This is a genomic window from Streptomyces sp. NPDC054887 (genome assembly GCF_053610585.1).
The window spans coordinates 146,905-165,622 of the sequence record NZ_JBSGYQ010000001.1 but is presented as its reverse complement, the minus strand read 5'-3'; the positions used below and the strand labels follow the sequence as shown (position 1 = coordinate 165,622).

The following is an 18,718-nucleotide window of genomic DNA, read 5'->3' as shown; positions in this document are numbered from 1 at the left end:
ATTTCATGGCGAAAGTCGGGCGCCGACGGCGGGGCCCGCCCTGAGCGGTTCGGCGGCCTGCTCCCGCTCCAGCATCCGCCGCAGCGGCCCCTCGGCCGCCACCAGCTCCGCGTACGGGCCGCGCTGCACCGCGCGGCCGTCCTCCAGCACGATCACCTCGTCCACCGCGTCCAGGCCCTGGAGCCGGTGCGTGATGAGCAGCGTCGTACGGCCCTCGGTGGCCCGGAGCAGGTCGGCCGTCAGGGCGTCCGCCGTCGCCAGGTCGAGGTGTTCCGCGGGCTCGTCGAGTACGAGCACGGGGAAGTCGGCCAGCAGGGCGCGGGCCAGTGCCAGGCGCTGGCGCTGCCCGCCGGAGAGGCGGGCGCCGTGTTCGCCGACCATCGTGTCGAGTCCTTCGGGCAGGCCGTCGACCCAGCTCAGGAGCCGCGCGGCGGCGAGGGCGTCGCGCAACTGGGCGTCGGTGGCGTCGGTCCTGGCCAGCCGGAGGTTCTCCCGTACGGAGCTGTCGAAGAGGTGCGCGTCCTGGGCGCACAGGCCGACGAGGCGGCGCACGTCGTCGCCGTCCAGCCCGGCGGCGTCCACCGCGCCGACGGTGTACGTCCCGGTACGGGCGTCCAGGAAGCGCAGCAGCACCTGCGCGAGCGTCGTCTTGCCCGCGCCGGAGGCTCCGACCACGGCGACGCGCCGGCCTGCCTCCAGCGTCAGGTCGAAGCCGGCCAGTGCGTCGCGCTCCTGTCCGGCGTACCGGGCGCCGATGCCGCGCAGCTCCAGGGGGAACGGCGACGCGGGCGGGTCCGCCGGCGTCCGCGGTTCGCGCACCGGCGGCGGAGCGTCCAGCACCTCGTACACGCGCTCCGCACTGCGCTTGACCCGCTGCCGGTAGCGGACGGCGAGCGGGAGTCCCGCAACGGCTTCGAAGGCGGCGAGCGGCGTCAGTACGACCACGGCCAGGGTCACCCCGGACAGCCGTCCGTCGTGCACCGCCTGGACCCCGGCGAACCCGGCGGCCACCACGGTCAGTCCGCAGACCAGCGCGGACAGTCCACCGCCGAGGGCGGCGGCGGTCGCGCCCCGCGAGGCGATCCGCGTCAGCACACCGTCGGCCTCCCCGACCGCTTCCATACGCCGCCGCAGCGCGCCCGCGACCGTCAGCTCGGCGGTCCCGCCGAGCAGGTCCGCGATCCGCGACGCCAGCACACCGCGCGCGGGAGCCAGCTGCCGTTCGGCCCGCCGGGCACACGCCCCGCTCAGCCACGGCGCGCCGATCCCGGCGACGAGCAGCCCCACGGCCAGCGCCGCCCCGGCCTCGGGCAGCAGCCACGCGGTGAACCCGACGGAGCCCGCGCCCACCACGACGGCGCCGCCGACGGGCAGCAGCCACCGCAGCCAGTAGTCCTGCACCGCGTCGACGTCAGCGACGAGCCGGGACAGCAGGTCGCCGCGCCGGGTCTCGCGCAGCCCGGCGGGCGCGATCCGCTCCAGCCGCCGGAACACGGCGACCCGCACCTCGGCGAGCATGCGCAGTACGGCGTCGTGCGCGACGAGCCGCTCGGCGTACCGGAAGACGGCTCGTCCGATGCCGAAGGCCCGGGTGGCGGTGACGGCGACCATCAGGTACAGCACCGGCGGCTGCTCGGAGGCACGCGAGATCAGCCATCCGGACACCGCCATGAGCCCCACGGCCGACCCCAGCGCGAGGCTGCCGAGGGCCAGGGCGAGCAGCAGGCGACCGCGCGATTCCCGGGCCTCCTGCCGTACCCGCCGCAGCACCCCACGCCCACCGGACGCGGCCCGATCGCCGTTGCCGCTCCGCACGCCGCCGGACGCGGTGCCCGCGCTCGGCGCCGGCAGGTCCTGAGCGGCGCCGGCCTCCCCGACGGGCTGCCGGGCGGCAGGAACTCCCGCACCCGGGGAGCACACGGCGGCCGCGTCGGCGCCCTCGTCCGGGCGGCCCGGCCGAGCGAGTTCCACCACGCGGTCCGCCACGGCCAGCAGCGCCGGCCGGTGCACGACCAGCAGCACCGTGCGCCCCGCGGCCAGCCTCCGTACCGCCTCGACGATCCCGGCTTCCGTCTCGCCGTCCAGGTTGGCCGTGGGCTCGTCCAGCAGCAGCAGCGGCCGGTCCGCGAGGAACGCCCGGGCGAGGGCGAGCCGTTGCCGCTGCCCCGCCGACAGACCGGCGCCGTCCTCTCCGAGGCGCGTCTCGGCGCCCTGGGGAAGCGCCGCCACGAATTCGTGCGCCCCGGCGTCCCGCAGCGCCGCCGCCACCGCGGCCGCGGCCGCGTCCGGCCGCGCCAGCCGTACGTTGTCGGCGACCGTCCCCGCGAAGAGATGGGGCCGCTGCGGGACCCAGGCGATCCGCTCCCGCCAGCGCTCCATCGACACGTCCGCCAGGTCCACCGCCCCCGGCCCGTCACCGACCACGACCCGGCCCTCGTCCGCCGGGGCGAACCCGAGCAGGACGTTCAGCAGCGTGCTCTTGCCGACGCCGCTCGGCCCGACGACGGCGACCGTCTCGCCTTCACGCACCACCAGCGACGCCGAGTCCAGCGACGGCTCGGTCCGCCCGGTGTGCCGGACCGTCACCCCCTCGACCCGCAGCGTCCCCACGGGCGCGCCGGCGTCCCCCGCCGGCCTCGCCGGCTCCGTCTCCAGTACGTCGAAGATCTCCTGCGCGGCGGCCAGCCCCTCCGCCGCCGCGTGGTACTGCGCCCCCACCTGCCGCAGCGGCAGATACGCCTCGGGGGCCAGCACCAGGATGACCAGTCCCGTGTAGAGGTCCAGGTCCCCGTGCACGAGACGCATGCCGATGCCCACGGCGACGAGCGCGACCGACAGCGTCGCCAGCAGCTCCAGCGCGAACGACGACAGGAAGGCGATGCGCAGCGTCCGCAGGGTGGCCTGCCGGTACTCCGCCGTGATCGCCCGGATCGACTCGGCCTGCGCCTTGGCCCGGCCGAAGACCTTGAGCGTGGGCAGTCCGGCGACGACGTCCAGGAAGTGCCCGGACAGCCGCGAGAGCAGCCGCCACTGGCGGTCCGTCCGCGCCTGCGTGGCCCAGCCGATGAGAATCATGAAGAGCGGGATGAGCGGCAGCGTTCCCACGATCACCGCCGCCGAGATCCAGTCCTCGGTCACGATGCGCGCGATCACGGCCGCCGGTACGACGACCGCGAGGCCGAGCTGCGGGAGGTACCGGGAGAAGTAGTCGTCCAGCGCGTCGACGCCCCGCGTCGCCAGGGCCACCAGCGAACCGGCTCGCTGCCCGCTCAGCCACCCGGGCCCGAGCGAGGCCGCCCGGTCGAGCAGCCGTTTCCGCAGTTCCGACTTGACCGCCGCGCTCGCCCGGTGCGCGGCCAGTTCGGTCAGCCAGGCCACCAGGGCCCGCCCCAGGGCGACCACCGCCAGCAGCATCAGCGGCGTACGCAGCTCGGATCCGTCCAACCCGCGCTGGAACCCGCCCACCACCACGTCGGCGATGAGCATGGCCTGAGCGACGACCAGGCCCGCCCCGGCCAGCCCGAGGAACACCACCGCCCCCAGGAAGAGGCGGGTGGCACGGGCGTACCGGAGCAGACGCGGATCGATCGGTTTCACGTGAAACATTCCCTACTGGTGCGCGTCGGCGATGTGCTGCGTGCCGATCCGCTTGCGGAACACCCAGTACGTCCAGCCCTGGTACAGCAGCACCACCGGCATGGCGATGCCCGCACACCAGGTCATGATCTTCAAGGTGTACGCCGTGGAGGAGGCGTTGGTGACCGTCAGGCTCCACGCGTCGTTCAGCGACGAGGGCATGACGTTCGGGAAGAGGGTCAGGAAGAGCATCGCGACCGCGGCCACGATCGTCAGGCCGGACAGCCCGAACGCCCATCCCTCACGTCCGCCGGCCGTGAAGGCGATCGCCGCGACCAGCGCGAGCACCGCCACGGCCATCGCGGCGAGGCTCGCCGTGTCGCCGTTGTCCGCCTGCGTCCAGCCCAGGAAGGCCACCGCCAGCACCCCGGTGACGACCCCGAGCCGAAGCGCCAGCTTCCGGGCCCGCTCCCGGATCTCGCCCAGCGTCTTGAGGCCCGCGAAGACCGCTCCGTGGAAGGTGAACAGCGTCAGCGTGACGAGCCCGCCCAGCAGCGCGTACGGGTTGAGCAGGTCCGCAAGGCTGCCGACGTACTCCATCTCGGCGTCTATCTTCACGCCGCGCACGATGTTGCCGAAGGCCACACCCCACAGGAACGCGGGCAGCAGCGAGGTCCAGAAGATCGCGTGCTCCCAGTTGGTCTGCCAGCGCTCACCGGTCCGCTTGACCCGGTACTCGAACGCGACACCGCGCACGATCAGGCAGAGCAGGATCAGCAGCAGCGGCAGGTAGAACCCGGAGAAGAGCGTCGCGTACCAGTCGGGGAACGCGGCGAACGTGGCGCCGCCGGCGCTCAGCAGCCACACCTCGTTCCCGTCCCAGACGGGGCCGATGGTGTTGATGAGGACCCGCTTCTCCTTGCGGTCGCGGGCGAGCACCTTCGTCAGGACGCCGATCCCGAAGTCGAAGCCCTCCAGGAAGAAGTAGCCGGTCCACAGGACGGCGATGAGCACGAACCAGACGTCGTGGAGTTCCATACCTCAGCTCCTCAGTACGAGAAGGCCATCGGCCGGTCGGCGTCCGCGTGGTCGCCGCCGATCTTGGTGGGCGGGTTGAGGTCGGCCTCCGTGAGCTCCGGCGGTCCGGCCTTGACGTACTTCACGAGGAGCTTGACCTCGATGACGGCGAGGATCGCGTACAGCAGCGTGAAGACCGTCATGGAGGCGATCACCTCGCCCTGCGAGACGCCGGGGGAGACCGCGTCGCTGGTGCGCAGCACCCCGTACACGACCCAGGGCTGGCGGCCCATCTCGGTGAAGATCCAGCCCCATGAGCTGGCGATCAGCGGGAAGCCCATGGTCCACAGCGCGACGACCCAGTACCACCGGGCGAACTTGGGGCTGAGCACCTTGTTCTTGAAGAGCACCAGGTTCGGCACCTCGTCGTCGCCGGTCCGCAGCGCCGCGGGCAGCATGAACTTCTTGCGCGTCAGCCACAGCCCGAGCATGCCGAGCGAGAAGGACGCCATGCCGAAGCCGATCATCCAGCGGAAGCCCCAGTAGGCGACGGGGATGTTCGGCCGGTAGTCGCCGGGCCCGAACTTCTCCTGCTCGGACTTGTTGACGTCGTTGATGCCGGGGACGTACGAGGAGAAGTCGTCGTTGGCGAGGAAGGACAGCAGGCCGGGGATCTCGACGGCGACCTTGTTGTGACCGGCGTCCACGTCTCCGTACGCGAAGATCGAGAACGGCGCCGGCGCCTCACCGTCCCACAGCGCCTCGGCCGCGGCCATCTTCATCGGCTGCTGCTTGAACATGACCTTGCCGAGCAGGTCACCGCTGACGGCAGTGAGCATTCCGGCGATCACGACGGTGACGAGCCCGAGCCGCAGCGACGTCCGCATCACCGGCACGTGCTTCTTGCGCGCCAGGTGGAAGGCGGCGATGCCGACCATGAACGCGCCGCCGACGAGGAAGGCGGCCGTGATGGTGTGGAAGAACTGGGTGAGCGCCGTGTCCTGGGTGAGGACCAGCCAGAAGTCGGTGAGCTCGGCCCGCCCCCGCTCCTCGTTGATGCGGTAGCCGACCGGGTGCTGCATCCAGGAGTTGGCCGCCAGGATGAAGTACGCGGACAGGACCGTGCCGATCGACACCATCCATATGCAGGCCAGATGGATCCTCTTCGGCAGCTTGTCCCAGCCGAAGATCCACAGCCCGATGAAGGTGGACTCGAAGAAGAAGGCGATCAGCGCCTCGAAGGCGAGCGGCGCTCCGAAGACGTCCCCGACGAAGCGCGAGTAGTCGGACCAGTTCATGCCGAACTGGAACTCCTGGACGATGCCGGTGACGACACCCATGGCGATGTTGATCAGGAAGAGCTTGCCCCAGAACTTCGTCGCCCTGAGGTACTTCTCCTTCTCGGTGCGCACCCACGCCGTCTGCAGCCCGGCGGTGAGCGCGGCGAGCGAGATCGTCAGGGGGACGAAGAGGAAGTGATAGACGGTGGTGATGCCGAATTGCCATCGAGCGAGAGTCTCCGGCGCCAGAGCCAGGTCCACGTCGTCATCTCCTTCGTTTCGCCAGGAACGCATGGGACCTTGTGAACGCGTTCACATTCACAAGCCCAGTATGGCGCACACGTGTTTTCCGTCCGACGGCCGGGGGGTACAACTGTGCCCCCGAACACCACCGAAACGGCATACGAGGGCACAGGAACGAAGGTATATAAGGGCCGGGACCCCCGGAAGCAAAGGCCGAACCCTCCGGGGCGGGTCCCGGGTGTGACTTACAGCTCCTTGCGGAACGTCTGGGCGACGTGCAGGAAGATGTCGTTCGCCTCGTCCTCGCCGATGGTGACCCGCAGCCCCTCGCCGGGGAACGGCCGGACCACGACGCCGGCCTTCTCGCAGGCCGCCGCGAAGTCGGCCGTACGCTCGCCCAGGCGCATCCAGACGAAGTTCGCCTGCGTGTCCGGAACGGTCCAGCCCTGCTCCACCAGCGCCTCGTACACGCGCTTGCGCTCGCACACCAGGGAGCCGACCCGCCCGAGCAGCTCGTCCTCGGCCCGCAGCGAGGCGACCGCCGCGTCCTGCGCGAGCTGGCTCACGCCGAACGGCACCGCCGTCTTGCGCAGCGCGGCCGCGACCGGCTCGTGCGCCACCGCGAAGCCCACGCGCAGCCCGGCCAGGCCGTACGCCTTGGAGAAGGTGCGCAGCACCGCCACGTTCGGGCGGCTGCGGTAGAGCTCGATCCCGTCCGGCACGTCGTCCGTCTCGCCCTCGGCGGACCGCACGAACTCCCGGTACGCCTCGTCCAGCACCACCAGCACGTCCGAGGGCACCCGGTCCAGGAACCGCTCCAGGGCGGCCCGGCGCACCGCCGTGCCGGTCGGGTTGTTCGGGTTGCACACGAAGATCAGCCGGGTGCGCTCGGTGATCGCGTCGGCCATCGCGTCGAGGTCGTGCACATCGCCCGGGGTCAGCGGCACCTCCACCGCCGTGGCGCCGCTGATCCGCGTGATGATCGGGTACGCCTCGAACGACCGCCACGCGTAGATCACCTCGTCGCCGGGCCCCGAGGTCGCCTGGAGCAGCGACTGCGCCACCCCGACGGACCCGGTACCGGTGGCGATGTGCGAAACGGGGACGCCGAACCGGTTGGCCAGCTCGTTCATCAGACCGGTGCACGCCATGTCCGGGTACCGGTTGAAACTGCCGGCCGCCGCGACCACGTCCTCCAGGACGCCGGGGAGCGGCGGGTACGGGTTCTCGTTGGAGGACAGCTTGTACGCCACCGGTCCCCCGGCGGCGGCGGGCTTCCCCGGCTTGTAGGTGGGAATGCCGTCCAGCACCGCGCGCAGCTTGGGGCTCGTCTCGCTCACTTCGGGTCCTCCTCGACCGTACCTACCACCAATGCTGCTCACCTTATGAGGATTGCGCTCCGCTGCGAATGGCAGGCGCACGGAAAGGGGGGAGCGCTCCCCGGCCTGCCGCGCGCCGGTGGCTCACGCCGTGGCGCGCGTCCCTCGTGAAGGTGAGTTGAGACCTCTTCGCAACATAGGCCACTTGGCAGGACCGTGCCGGTCGACAAGCCTGACTGACTGCCCGCGTCCCCCAACTGCCTTGTATTCCAAGGGCATTGGGGGGATTTGGCCTTGCAGAAACGTGCCTGTCAACAAGTGCATATGCATCCGCCCTAACCGTGTGCCCGAGCCCTACTATCGGCTCGCCATGACAGCAGCAGGGAAGCATCAGGTGAGCCGGACGGAAACCCCCCGGCGGAGCACCCGGCCAGGACGAGCGGGCATTCGGGACGTCGCCGCCGCAGCCGGTGTCTCCATCACGACGGTCTCCGACGCGCTCAACGGAAAGGGCCGGCTCCCGGACGCCACCCGCAGCCATGTCCGCGAGGTCGCCGAGAGACTGGGCTACCGCCCCTCCGCGGCGGCCAGAACCCTCCGTACCGGCAAGTCGGGCCTCATCGGCCTGACCGTGACCACGTACGGGGATGAACCTTTCACCTTCACGGAATTCGCGTACTTCGCCGAAATGGCGAGGGCCGCGACCTCCGCGGCGCTCGCCCGCGGGTACGCGCTGGTCATCCTGCCCGCCACCTCACGCCACGACGTCTGGTCGAACGTCGCCCTCGACGGCACCGTCGTCATCGACCCGTCCGACCAGGACGCGGTCGTCACCGAGCTCGTACGCCAGGGCCTTCCCGTCGTCTCCGACGGCCGGCCCGCGGGCACCCTGCCCGTCACCGCCTGGGTCGACAACGACCACGAGGCGGCGGTCCTCGGCCTCCTCGACCACCTCGCCGACGCCGGGGCACGCCGCATCGGGCTGCTCACCGGCAACACCACCGACACGTACACCCGGCTGTCCACCGACGCGTACCTGCGCTGGTGCGAGCGCGTGGGCCAGGACCCGGTGTACGAGTCCTACCCGGCGCACGACCCCTGCGCGGGCGCCGTCGCGGCCGACCGGCTGCTCGCCCGCCCGGACCGCCCCGACGCCGTGTACGGGCTCTTCGACCCCAACGGCACCGACCTGCTCGCCGCCGCCCGCCGCTACGGGTTGCGCGTACCCGAGGACCTGCTGCTCGTCTGCTGCAGCGAGTCGACCGTCTACGCCGCGACCGAACCGCCCATCACGACGCTCTCCCTGAAACCGCGCCGCATCGGCACGGCCGTGGTCCAACTCCTCATCGACGCCATCGAGGGCATCAATACCGACAGTCCCGTCGAACAGGTGATACCTACCGAACTCATCGTCCGGACGTCGTCGCAGCGCCGGCCGCCGCGCACCACGGTGAGCCCACCGCGCTCGCCTTCCGGGGACTGACCTCCCCAATTGGGACGAAACAACCGACGAACCAGGTACGCGTCAGGATTCACCACCCCTGGTGCGTCACAGAGCACGAGCCTCATTCCTATGATGGGCGCACGACACCGCGGGCCAACCACGACCAGGTGGGACCCAAAGGTGTACGGCGGCGCGCGACGGTGGTGGAGGGGTCGATGACTCAGGGGGCCGGTCAGGGACCCGCAGTGCGAACGGCGACATTGCGGGACTTCCGCGTACCCCCGTACGCCCAGACCCCTGATCCCGAGCACACGAATGCCGCCGGGCACGCGTACGGCGGCGCGTTCGGCCCCGCGTACGGAAGCACGTACCCGAGCGCCTACGCCGCCGACGAGGAGCCGGAGGGGTACACCCCCACCCAGCGCGACCTGCCGGTGATCAGCCGCGGCGGTCCCGGCGACACGCTCCAGGTCACGGCGCAGCCGGGGCCCGAGCCGCGCCCCGCCGCCGGCGAGGGCCTCGGCCCGCTGTTCGTCGTCGGCGACGTGCACGGCTACCTCGACGAGCTGTACGCCGCGCTCGCCGAGCAGGGGCTCATCGACGCCGAGGGCCACTGGGCCGCGGGCAACGCCCGGCTCTGGTTCCTCGGCGACTTCACCGACCGGGGGCCCGACGGGATCGGCGTCATCGACCTCGTGATGCGGCTGTCCGCCGAGGCCGCGGCGGCCGGCGGCTACTGCAAGGCGCTCATGGGCAACCACGAGCTGCTGCTCATCGGCGCGAAGCGGTTCGGCGACACCCCGGTCAACTCCGGTGCGGGCACGGCCACTTTCCAGGCCGCGTGGCTGCTCAACGGCGGCCAGAAGGCCGACATGGACCGGCTCCAGGACGTGCACCTGCAGTGGATGTCCCGCCTCGACGCGGTCGCGCTCGAGGACGCGCACCTGCTGACGCACTCCGACACCACGGCCTACCTCGACTACGGCAGCACCATCGAGGACGTCAACGACACAGTCCACGCCATTCTCACGCGCAACGACGCCGACGAGTGCTGGGACGTCTTCCGCAAGCTCACCAAGCGCTTCGCCTTCCGCGACGAGGGCGGCGCGCGGGCGGCGCGCGAACTCCTCGACGCGTACGGCGGCGAACGCATCGTCCACGGTCACAGCCCGATCCCGTATCTGCTGGGCGAAGTGGGCAACGAGAGCGCGGACGGTGACGACGAGAACGCCGGACCGGTCGTGGAGGGCCCGCACGTGTACGCCGACGGGCTCGCCATCGCCATGGACGGCGGCGTGACCATGGCCGGAAAGCTGCTGGTGGTCCGCCTCCCCCTGCATGGCTGAACGCGGCGCGGGAAGGCGCGGCCATATACACGCCGCACTTACCACTGGGCCTATTTCCGGAAACCCCCTGTCACCCCCTGCCGTAGGCGCTCTACCATCGGCTTATCCGTAGCAGGCTCTCCTCCGTTTCCGCCCAATCACCCGCCTCCAGCGGGTATTCCGGCCCTACGGAGCATCGGGGGATGCACATGAACAGCAGCGCTCCGCAACTGCTGGCCGAGGACCGACCGGAATTCGAACGGGTCCTCGACGAGGCATTGCGCACCGCTCATGACCGCCCGGAACTGAACGCCGTCGGACAACGGCTCAACACCACGCAGTTGCGCACCATGGCGATGAACGCCACCGCGCTCATCGCGGCGGCCGCCGCCGCCGAGTACGACGCGTACGTGAAAGTCCGGGAGGACGCGCGCACGCCGCCCACGGCGGCCGCCCGCACCGGTTCGGTCCTCGCGATGGGCGACGCCGCCGAGACGGCGGGCGCGGGCGTCGCCGCCGTCGTCGCCGTGCTGACGCCCGTACTGGCCGGCACCGCCGCGGCGATTTTCCTGATCGTGGGTTACCTCCTCACCATGCTCACTCCGGAGCCCGAGTTCGCCCGGACGCTGCTGACGGCGGGCTGGGTCTTCGCCGCGCTCACGGCGGCGGGCATCCTGGTGGCCGCCGTCGGCCTGCTGCTGACGGCGCTGCGCAACGGGTCGACGGCGACCGACGGACGGGGCGGCGAACTGAGCGAAGAGGTCGAGCGAGCCCGGGCGGCGTGGCGGCACGCCCTGCTGGAGCGGGGCATCGTCCCGTTCCTGCGGGACGCGCTGGCCGAACCGGGCACGGCCCCGGCCGCCCCGGCGCCCCGCCGTCCCGCCGGCCGCATCCCCGACCTGGGGTACTCGCGCCCGGATTTCAGCAGCCCGGGCCCGGACGGCGGGACCACACCGGGTCCGCGCCCCAGCTACTCCAGCCCCGACTTCTCCAGCCCGGACTTCGGCGGCCCTGACCACAAGCCCGAGTAGCGGTCCCGCCGCGTCATCGGGCGCGGGCCGGTGGCGGGGGCGGTGGGGCGTCCTGCGGAGGGTGCACCTCCAGGTCGGGCAGGTAGTCGAGCACCACGTCCACACAGACGACGTACCCGGCTTCGGACCGGCCGACCCAGACGGGATACGTCCCGTCCCCGCACGTCGCGAAGGCGACGAGATCGGCCGACGTGGCCCGGTCGGCGGTCCGCAGGATGTACATGGAGTCCGAGAGGTGCTCGCCGGCGTCCGGGTCCTCGTGGATCAGGGCACGCTCGAAGAGATCCCGCAGGGTCTTCCAGGCGGCCGCGTCGGCGAAGCAGCCGGTCGCCGAGTCCGTCCCGAAGCCGTACGCCTCGCCGTCGCCGAGCAACCGAATGTCGTGGTCCGCGCCCAGAGCCATCTCCCAGGACACCGCGGGGGTCTCGCTCAGCCGCAGCCGCACCGCCGTCGCGTCCGTACGCGTCACCCAGCCACCCCTCCACTCGCAGTCGTACCCGACACTGACCCGCGCTTCTTCGAGGACGTACGTGCCCGGCGGGACGGCCACCGTGATGCCCGGTCCCTCGTCGTTGTGCGGGCAGTCGAGGGCCAGGACCCCGCTGGGGACGCGCAGTGTTCCGGCGCGGTGCGGCTCCAGGACGGTCATGTCGGAGAAGTGACGCGTGCTCAGCCGCGTGCCGGGCCGGAACAGCGCCTCCAGGTGGCCGGGTCCGGCGGGCCGGGGAGGACGCCACACGTCCTCGGGCCGGCCGCTCGCACCCCCCTCGGGCACGGCCGCGTCCCGGAACACCACCGGGCCGTTCGGCTCCCGCAGCCGCGCGGAGAACAGGGGCCAGTCACCGAACGCCGGCCGGTCCAGCCAGCGCTGTTCCTCCGGGACGTCGGCCGTGGTGGTGCGCAGGGAGCCCCCCTCCCCGTTGGGCTGCCAGTCGCTGCTGCCCCGCCCGTCGGGCAGCAACCGCACCGTCCTGCGCGGGCACGCCCGGTCGAACTCCGGCACGTCCGGGCCCGGGTAGAGCCAGCTGTCCGTTCCCCGGAGGAACAGCCGGTCCCCGTCGAGGAGCCGCAGGTCGACGCGGTCCGTGCGCCGGCCCTGTTCGTCGTACACCCACACGCCCGCGTAGTGCTCCCGCCAGGCGACCAGGCGGACCTCCGCCGGACCTGTCCCGTCCGCCGGCCGGCAGACGGCGGCGTACGGCAGTCCGGCCGAGTCCCGCTCCCTCGCCGCCGCCACGGTCAGCGGCCCCAGCAGCGCACGCGCCGCCAGGTCCCACCCCTCGCCGTACGCGATCTCCACAACCGTCCCCGCCCCGCTCACCCCGGGCCTCCTGTCATCAGGTCTGCCGCCAACGTAGCGGCCCCCACTGACAGCGGCCGGGGCGAGGGACGGACGGGACCAGCGGGACGCGTGGGACCGGCGGGACCCGTGGGACCGGCGACACCCGCCGGACCAGCGGGACTCACGGGACCGGCGGGACGGGATTAACGGGACGGGACGGGCAGCGCGGCGGCCCGAACGGCCGGCGGCCCCGGATCAGTCGGCGATAGGCAGGTACACCCGGTTCCCGGCGGCGGCGAACTCCTTGGACTTCTCCGCCATGCCCGCCTCAATCTCGTCCTGCGTACCGCCGTGCTCGCGCCGGATGTCCTGGCTGATCTTCATCGAGCAGAACTTCGGGCCGCACATCGAGCAGAAGTGCGCCGTCTTCGCCGGCTCGGCGGGCAGCGTCTCGTCGTGGAACGAGCGCGCCGTGTCCGGGTCGAGGGCCAGGTTGAACTGGTCCTCCCAGCGGAACTCGAAGCGGGCGTCCGACAGCGCGTCGTCCCACTCCTGCGCCCCCGGGTGCCCCTTCGCCAGGTCGGCCGCGTGAGCCGCGATCTTGTACGTGATGACGCCGGTCTTCACGTCGTCGCGGTTGGGCAGGCCCAGGTGCTCCTTGGGCGTGACGTAGCAGAGCATCGCCGTGCCCCACCAGGCGATCATCGCCGCCCCGATGCCGGACGTGATGTGGTCGTACGCCGGCGCCACGTCGGTGGTCAGCGGGCCGAGCGTGTAGAACGGCGCCTCCTCGCAGATCTCCTGCTGGAGGTCGATGTTCTCCTTGATCTTGTGCATCGGGACGTGCCCCGGGCCCTCGATCATGGTCTGCACGTTGTACCGCTTGGCGATCGTGTTCAGTTCCCCGAGGGTCTTCAACTCGGCGAACTGCGCCTCGTCGTTGGCGTCCGCGATCGAACCGGGCCGCAGGCCGTCGCCGAGCGAGTACGTCACGTCGTACGCGGCCAGGATCTCGCAGAGCTCCTCGAAGTTCTCGTACAGGAAGCTCTCCTTGTGGTGCGCCAGGCACCACGCCGCCATGATCGAGCCGCCGCGCGAGACGATGCCGGTCTTGCGGCGGGCGGTCAGCGGGACGTACGGCAGGCGCACGCCGGCGTGGACCGTCATGTAGTCGACGCCCTGCTCGGCCTGCTCGATGACCGTGTCCTTGTAGATCTCCCAGGTCAGCTCCTCCGCCCGGCCGTCGACCTTTTCGAGGGCCTGGTAGAGCGGGACGGTGCCGATCGGGACGGGGGAGTTGCGCAGCACCCACTCGCGGGTGGTGTGGATGTTGCGGCCGGTCGACAGGTCCATGACCGTGTCGGCGCCCCACTTGGTCGCCCAGGTCATCTTGTCCACCTCCTCCTCGATGGAGGAAGTGACCGCCGAGTTGCCGATGTTGGCGTTGACCTTCACCAGGAACCGCTTGCCGATGATCATCGGCTCGATCTCCGGGTGGTTGACGTTGGCGGGCAGGACCGCGCGGCCCGCGGCGATCTCCTCCCGTACGACCTCGGGGGCGACGTTCTCCCGGATCGCCACGAACTCCATCTCCGGCGTGATGTCGCCGCGGCGGGCGTACGCGAGCTGCGTGACCGCCTGGCCGTCGCGGCCCCGGCGGGGCTGGCGCGGGCGGCCCGGGAAGACCGCGTCGAGGTTGCGCAGGCCCCCGCGCGGCGAGGTGTGCTTGATCCCGTCGTCCTCGGGGCGGACCGGGCGGCCCGCGTACTCCTCGGTGTCGCCGCGGCCGATGATCCAGTTCTCGCGCAGCGGGGCGAGTCCGCGGCGTACGTCCGTCTCGACGGACGGGTCGGTGTACGGGCCGGACGTGTCGTACAGCGTCACGTCCTTCCCGTTGGTGAGGTGCACCTGACGGACCGGCACGCGGAGATCCGTGCGCGAGCCCTCGGGGCCCGTGACGTATCCCTTGTGCCAGCCCGGCTTGCGGCCGTCCTGGCTGGTGGCAGGCGTGTGTGCATCCGCTGTGGTCATGAGACCTACTCCCTACGCCGGCATTACCCGGTAACAGGTTCGGCGGTCGACGCAGCGGCTTCCGTACGGTTTCTCGTACGGAGGTCAGCGCCCTCTCAGCCCGGTGCTCCGAGCTCCCGCGTGTGCAAAGGTGCCCCCACGCTAGCGTCCTCCCTGGCGCGCTGAACAGAGGGCCCCCGCCGTTCTTGCGATGATCGGTCGGTGACGTCCCCACAGCCAACGCCCGAAATCCACGGCCACACCCACAGTCACGGGCCCGCCGCGCCCGTCTCCAAGCACCTGCGCAAGGTCATCGCTGCGGTGCTGATCCCCTTCGCCACAGCCGTTTTCGTCGGCCTCGTCGTGCTCTGGCCGGGCGGCGCGCCCGAGCACGAGCGGACGGGCGTCGGCTTCGACCGGCAGACCGTGTCGGGGAAGGTGACGGAGGTCCAGCAGGTCGACTGCAAGGACGTGAACGCCGCCCAGGTGCCGCCGACCGGCGACACGACCACGCCGTCCGGCCGCGAGGCGCAGCGCGCCCAGCAGGGCACCTGCGCGAAGGCGACGGTCGAGGTCACGTCCGGCAAGGACAAGGGCCGCACCTTCACCGAGATCGTCCAGCCCGACGCCCCGAGGCAGCTGAAGAAGGACCAGGGCGTGGTGGTGGCGTACGCGCCCGACGCGCCCCGCGATCTCCAGTACTCGGTGACGGACGTGGACCGGGGCTTCCCCATGGCGCTGCTCGCCGGGATCTTCGCGCTCGCGGTGATCGCCGTCGGGCGGATGAAGGGCCTGATGGCGCTGATCGCGCTCGCCGTGTCGTTCGCGATCCTGACGCTGTTCATCCTCCCCGCGATCCTCCAGGGATCGAATCCGCTGATCGTCGCGATCGTCGGGGCGAGCGCCATCATGCTCATCGCGCTCTACGCCTGCCACGGTCTGACCGCCCGGACGTCGGTCGCGGTCATCGGCACGCTCATCTCGCTGCTGCTGATCGGGCTTCTGGGCTCGCTCTTCATCGGCTGGGCGTACCTGAGCGGCAACACGGACGACAACACCGGGCTCATCCACGGTCTGTATCCGGACATCGACATGAGCGGCCTGCTGCTCGCCGGCGTGATCATCGGCTCGCTCGGCGTGCTCGACGACGTGACGGTCACCCAGACGTCGGCGGTCTGGGAACTCCACCAGGCGGACCCGTCGATGGGCCCGCGCGACCTGTACCGGGCGGGTATCCGCATCGGCCGCGACCACATCGCGTCCGTCGTGAACACGCTCGTGCTGGCGTACGCGGGCGCAGCGCTGCCCCTGCTGCTGCTCTTCTCGATCGCGCAGAGCAGCGTCGGCACGGTCGCCAACAGCGAGCTGGTCGCGGAGGAGATCGTGCGGACCCTGATCGGCTCGATCGGTCTGGTCGCCTCGGTGCCGATGACGACCGCGCTCGCGGCGCTGGTCGTCTCGGCCGACCGGCCGGCGGCCGAGGGGCCCGCCACCGCCGCCCCGGCGCGCGGGGCCTTCGGGGGCGGCGGCGGGGGCCGGCGCCGCAAGCGCTGACCCGGGGCCGGGGGTCAGCCGGCGTTCTGTTCCTCGGCGAGGATCCGGCCGAGGGCTTCGTCGAGGTTCTCCTCGAAGTCCCCGAGGTCGCACTCGCGCCCCAGCGGAACGAGCCGGTCCGTACGGTCGAGGAACGCCACCAGCGGGGCGGCGCTCGCCCGGAACAGGGCGCGGTCCCCGGCGACCTGGAGCCGGATGCGTACGTCCAGGTGGTCGTCGGGGCCGGTCATCGGCTCGATGCGGACGTCGCCGTCGCCGCACGGCTCGACGAGTCCGTCGAGCAGCAGTTCGCGCCCGAACGCCCAGGTGACCGGGGTGTCTCCGGGCAGGTGGAACGTCATCCGGACGGCGTACGGATCACCGGTCGCGTACCGGAGTTCCACCGGGATCCGGAACGAGAGCTCCTCCGAGACAAGGAAGCTCATCATGACCTCTGCCTGCACCGACTCGCGCATCGCTTTGAACCCCGCACCTAGTGACCGGCCCCGTGACTGGCCGTAACAGTGAAATGCCGAAATGGCCAGGAATGGTCGCTCCTGGCCTCTTGCGCCATCGTGCTCCACGCACTCCAGGATCACAAGGAGTGATTTTTCAGATACTGATAGAGAACGCGAACGAGCTGACCAGGCCGCCCACCGCCCGCCGCAGCTGTTCGACCGCCGGAAGCAGCCGGTGCTCCTGTTCGACGGGAAGCGAGATGGCCATCGTCGCGGCGGTCGATCCGACGGTGATGGGGATGGCCGCGCAGACGGAGCCGACCGCGTACTCCTGGCGCTCCACGACCGGACGCATCCGCTCCGTCGCCGCCAGGCGGTCCAGCAGCGCCCCCTGGTCGCGTACCGAGTACGGCGTGAGCGGCTCGACGGGGTGCCGGCTCAGGTGGTCACGGCGGGACTTGTCGTCGAGCTGGCTCAACAGGCACTGGCCCAGGGCGTGCGCGTGGCCGGTCTCGCGGAAGTCGGCCCACTCCGTGACGGCGGGGGCGGAGGGCCGCTCGGCGACCGCGACGAGTTCGATCTCGCCCTCGCGGTAGACGGCGAAGTACACGGGGACGCCGATCGCGTCCCGCCAGCACTCCAGGGCGTCGGTGATCAGGCTCCTGCGGTTCTGGCGGGCGCCCGTGCCGGCGAGCCGCCCGGCCGCCTCGCCGAGTACGAACACGCCGTGCTCGCGCCGCAGATAGCCCTCGTGCGCCAGCGTGCGCAGCAGGTGGTACGCGGTGGGGAGAGGGAGGCCGGCCTCCCGTGCGAGCTGCTTGGCCGGGGCCCCGTCGGCGTGCGCGCCGACCGCCTCCAGGAGGCGCAGGGCGCGCTGCACCGACCCGATCAGGGTCGGCGTCGCCGGACTCGGAGCGTCGGCCGTCGTGTGTGCCGTGGCCACGGGATGCACCCCCCAGGCGTTGCGGCGGGCCGCGTTGGCCGCCCGCCCGAGGCATCAGAGAATCGTCACTCTAACCGCCCAGTACGGTCGCGCTGGGTGCTTCCCGTGCCCGTCCCCCGGGTGGGCTAACGGCCGTACGGACTACCAGTCGCCGCGCGACGACGAGGACGACGCCATGAACTTCCGTACGACGTAGATCAGTCCGCCGACCAGGGCCACGAAGACCAGCAGCTTGAAAAGGAGGCCGATCAGCACGCCGACGGCGCTCAGGATCGCGCCGCCGAACACGACCAGCGCGATGACGGGCACCGCGACCCACTTCACCCACCACGGCATCCCGGCGAATATCTCCCGCACGGCCATCGCTTGCCTCTTCTCGTCGTAGCGCTTGTTCCTGCCCTCGATGCTAGGGGCCACAGGCGCGCCGGCGGGGGCCCGGAGCCCTTGAAGACCCCTGATCGGACCCTTAGGGAACCCGGAGCCCGGGGCCGTCAGCTCTCGGGCGGCGAGAAGACCACCATCACGCGCAGGTCCTCGCTGATGTGGTGGAACTTGTGCGGCACCCCGGCCGGTACGTACACCACGCTGCCCCGGCCGACCTGCGTGGTCTCCATGCCGACCGTGATCGACGCGCGCCCGCTGACGACGAAGTACACCTCGTCCTCGCGGTGCGGCTGCTGCGGGTCGGTCTCGCCCGCGTCCAGCGCGTACAGGCCGACCGACATGTTCCTCTCCCGCAGGAACTGCAGATAGGCGCCGTCGGCGGCGGCACGCTCCGCCTCCAGCTCGTCCAGTCGGAATGCCTTCATCGTCCGTCCGCCCCTCGGCCAGTCGCGCGCCGGTGTTCGACGCGGATCATGTCTGCCACGATCAGACACATGATGAATTTCCTAGTCAAGACGATCGCCAACGCGGGGGCCCTGGCGGTAGCCATCTGGCTCCTCCACGACATCACGCTCACCGGCGACAGCACCGGCAAGAAGGCGCTGACGCTGATCATCGTCGCGCTGCTCTTCGGGCTCGTGAACTTCTTCGTCAAGCCCGTCGTGAAGCTGCTGGCACTGCCGCTGTTCATCCTCACGCTCGGCCTGATCACCCTGGTGATCAACGCGCTGATGCTGCTGCTGACCTCCTGGCTGGCCGAGCAGTTCAACCAGAACTTCCACGTCGAGGGCTTCTGGACGGCCGTGCTCGGCGGCCTGATCATCAGCGTCGTCTCGTGGGCCCTCAACGTCGTCCTGCCGGAAAAGGACTGAC

The 18,718-nt window shown here is 71.2% G+C and carries 15 protein-coding genes; 5 read left to right on the top strand and 10 right to left on the bottom strand.

Features of this window, described 5'->3' with window-relative positions:
- Positions 1-3 precede the first annotated feature (3 nt).
- The 4 genes from cydD to hisC all read right to left on the bottom strand — a co-directional run bounded on the left by cydD (position 4) and on the right by hisC (position 7,456).
- On the bottom strand, positions 4-3,597 hold the full coding sequence (gene cydD / locus ACWGH0_RS00745) for a thiol reductant ABC exporter subunit CydD (RefSeq protein WP_453401929.1): 3,594 nt from the start codon (positions 3,595-3,597) through the stop codon (positions 4-6).
- A gap of 12 nt (positions 3,598-3,609) precedes the next feature.
- Entirely contained in the window at positions 3,610-4,614 is a 1,005-nt protein-coding gene (gene cydB / locus ACWGH0_RS00740) for a cytochrome d ubiquinol oxidase subunit II (RefSeq protein WP_453401928.1), read from the bottom strand.
- An 11-nt stretch (positions 4,615-4,625) separates the two neighbouring features.
- Positions 4,626-6,134, bottom strand: a complete 1,509-nt coding sequence (locus ACWGH0_RS00735) for a cytochrome ubiquinol oxidase subunit I (RefSeq protein ID WP_453401927.1) — start codon at positions 6,132-6,134, stop codon at positions 4,626-4,628.
- 227 nt (positions 6,135-6,361) lie between these two features.
- A complete protein-coding gene (gene hisC, locus ACWGH0_RS00730) occupies positions 6,362-7,456 on the bottom strand; it encodes a histidinol-phosphate transaminase (RefSeq protein WP_453401926.1) in 1,095 nt (364 codons plus the stop codon).
- 349 nt (positions 7,457-7,805) lie between these two features.
- Between hisC and ACWGH0_RS00725 the strand changes: the two genes are divergently transcribed.
- The 3 genes from ACWGH0_RS00725 (at position 7,806) to ACWGH0_RS00715 (ending at position 11,235) form a co-directional block, all read left to right on the top strand.
- Complete coding sequence (locus ACWGH0_RS00725) at positions 7,806-8,918, top strand: LacI family DNA-binding transcriptional regulator (RefSeq protein WP_453401925.1); 1,113 nt, start codon at positions 7,806-7,808, stop codon at positions 8,916-8,918.
- 161 nt (positions 8,919-9,079) lie between these two features.
- The gene (locus ACWGH0_RS00720; RefSeq protein WP_453402056.1) at positions 9,080-10,225 is read left to right on the top strand and encodes a metallophosphoesterase; all 1,146 of its coding nucleotides are present in this window, start codon (positions 9,080-9,082) and stop codon (positions 10,223-10,225) included.
- Positions 10,226-10,407: 182 nt separating this feature from the next.
- Positions 10,408-11,235, top strand: a complete 828-nt coding sequence (locus ACWGH0_RS00715) for a hypothetical protein (protein WP_453401924.1) — start codon at positions 10,408-10,410, stop codon at positions 11,233-11,235.
- 13 nt (positions 11,236-11,248) lie between these two features.
- Here ACWGH0_RS00715 and ACWGH0_RS00710 read toward each other — a convergent pair whose 3' ends face one another.
- Both ACWGH0_RS00710 and thiC read right to left on the bottom strand, forming a co-directional pair.
- Positions 11,249-12,556, bottom strand: coding sequence for a DUF4241 domain-containing protein (locus tag ACWGH0_RS00710; RefSeq protein WP_453401923.1), 1,308 nt, complete (start codon positions 12,554-12,556; stop codon positions 11,249-11,251).
- 216 nt (positions 12,557-12,772) lie between these two features.
- Positions 12,773-14,548, bottom strand: a complete 1,776-nt coding sequence (gene thiC / locus ACWGH0_RS00705; protein ID WP_453401922.1) for a phosphomethylpyrimidine synthase ThiC — start codon at positions 14,546-14,548, stop codon at positions 12,773-12,775.
- Positions 14,549-14,749: 201 nt separating this feature from the next.
- Between thiC and ACWGH0_RS00700 the strand changes: the two genes are divergently transcribed.
- A complete protein-coding gene (locus ACWGH0_RS00700) occupies positions 14,750-16,081 on the top strand; it encodes a YibE/F family protein (protein ID WP_453401921.1) in 1,332 nt (443 codons plus the stop codon).
- Between the two features lie 14 nt (positions 16,082-16,095).
- On the opposite strand, the gene ACWGH0_RS00695 is transcribed toward ACWGH0_RS00700, so the two are convergent.
- From ACWGH0_RS00695 to ACWGH0_RS00680, 4 genes are all read right to left on the bottom strand, one after another.
- Positions 16,096-16,536 (bottom strand): SsgA family sporulation/cell division regulator, encoded by a 441-nt coding sequence (locus tag ACWGH0_RS00695; RefSeq protein WP_453401920.1) that lies wholly within the window; start codon positions 16,534-16,536, stop codon positions 16,096-16,098.
- 136 nt (positions 16,537-16,672) lie between these two features.
- Positions 16,673-17,410, bottom strand: coding sequence for an IclR family transcriptional regulator (locus tag ACWGH0_RS00690; protein WP_453402055.1), 738 nt, complete (start codon positions 17,408-17,410; stop codon positions 16,673-16,675).
- A 192-nt stretch (positions 17,411-17,602) separates the two neighbouring features.
- On the bottom strand, positions 17,603-17,818 hold the full coding sequence (locus ACWGH0_RS00685) for a DUF5326 family protein (RefSeq protein WP_453402054.1): 216 nt from the start codon (positions 17,816-17,818) through the stop codon (positions 17,603-17,605).
- A 134-nt stretch (positions 17,819-17,952) separates the two neighbouring features.
- Positions 17,953-18,270, bottom strand: coding sequence for a cupin domain-containing protein (locus ACWGH0_RS00680; RefSeq protein WP_453401919.1), 318 nt, complete (start codon positions 18,268-18,270; stop codon positions 17,953-17,955).
- Between the two features lie 69 nt (positions 18,271-18,339).
- Between ACWGH0_RS00680 and ACWGH0_RS00675 the strand changes: the two genes are divergently transcribed.
- Complete coding sequence (locus ACWGH0_RS00675; protein WP_453401918.1) at positions 18,340-18,717, top strand: phage holin family protein; 378 nt, start codon at positions 18,340-18,342, stop codon at positions 18,715-18,717.
- Position 18,718: the final 1 nt, after the last annotated feature.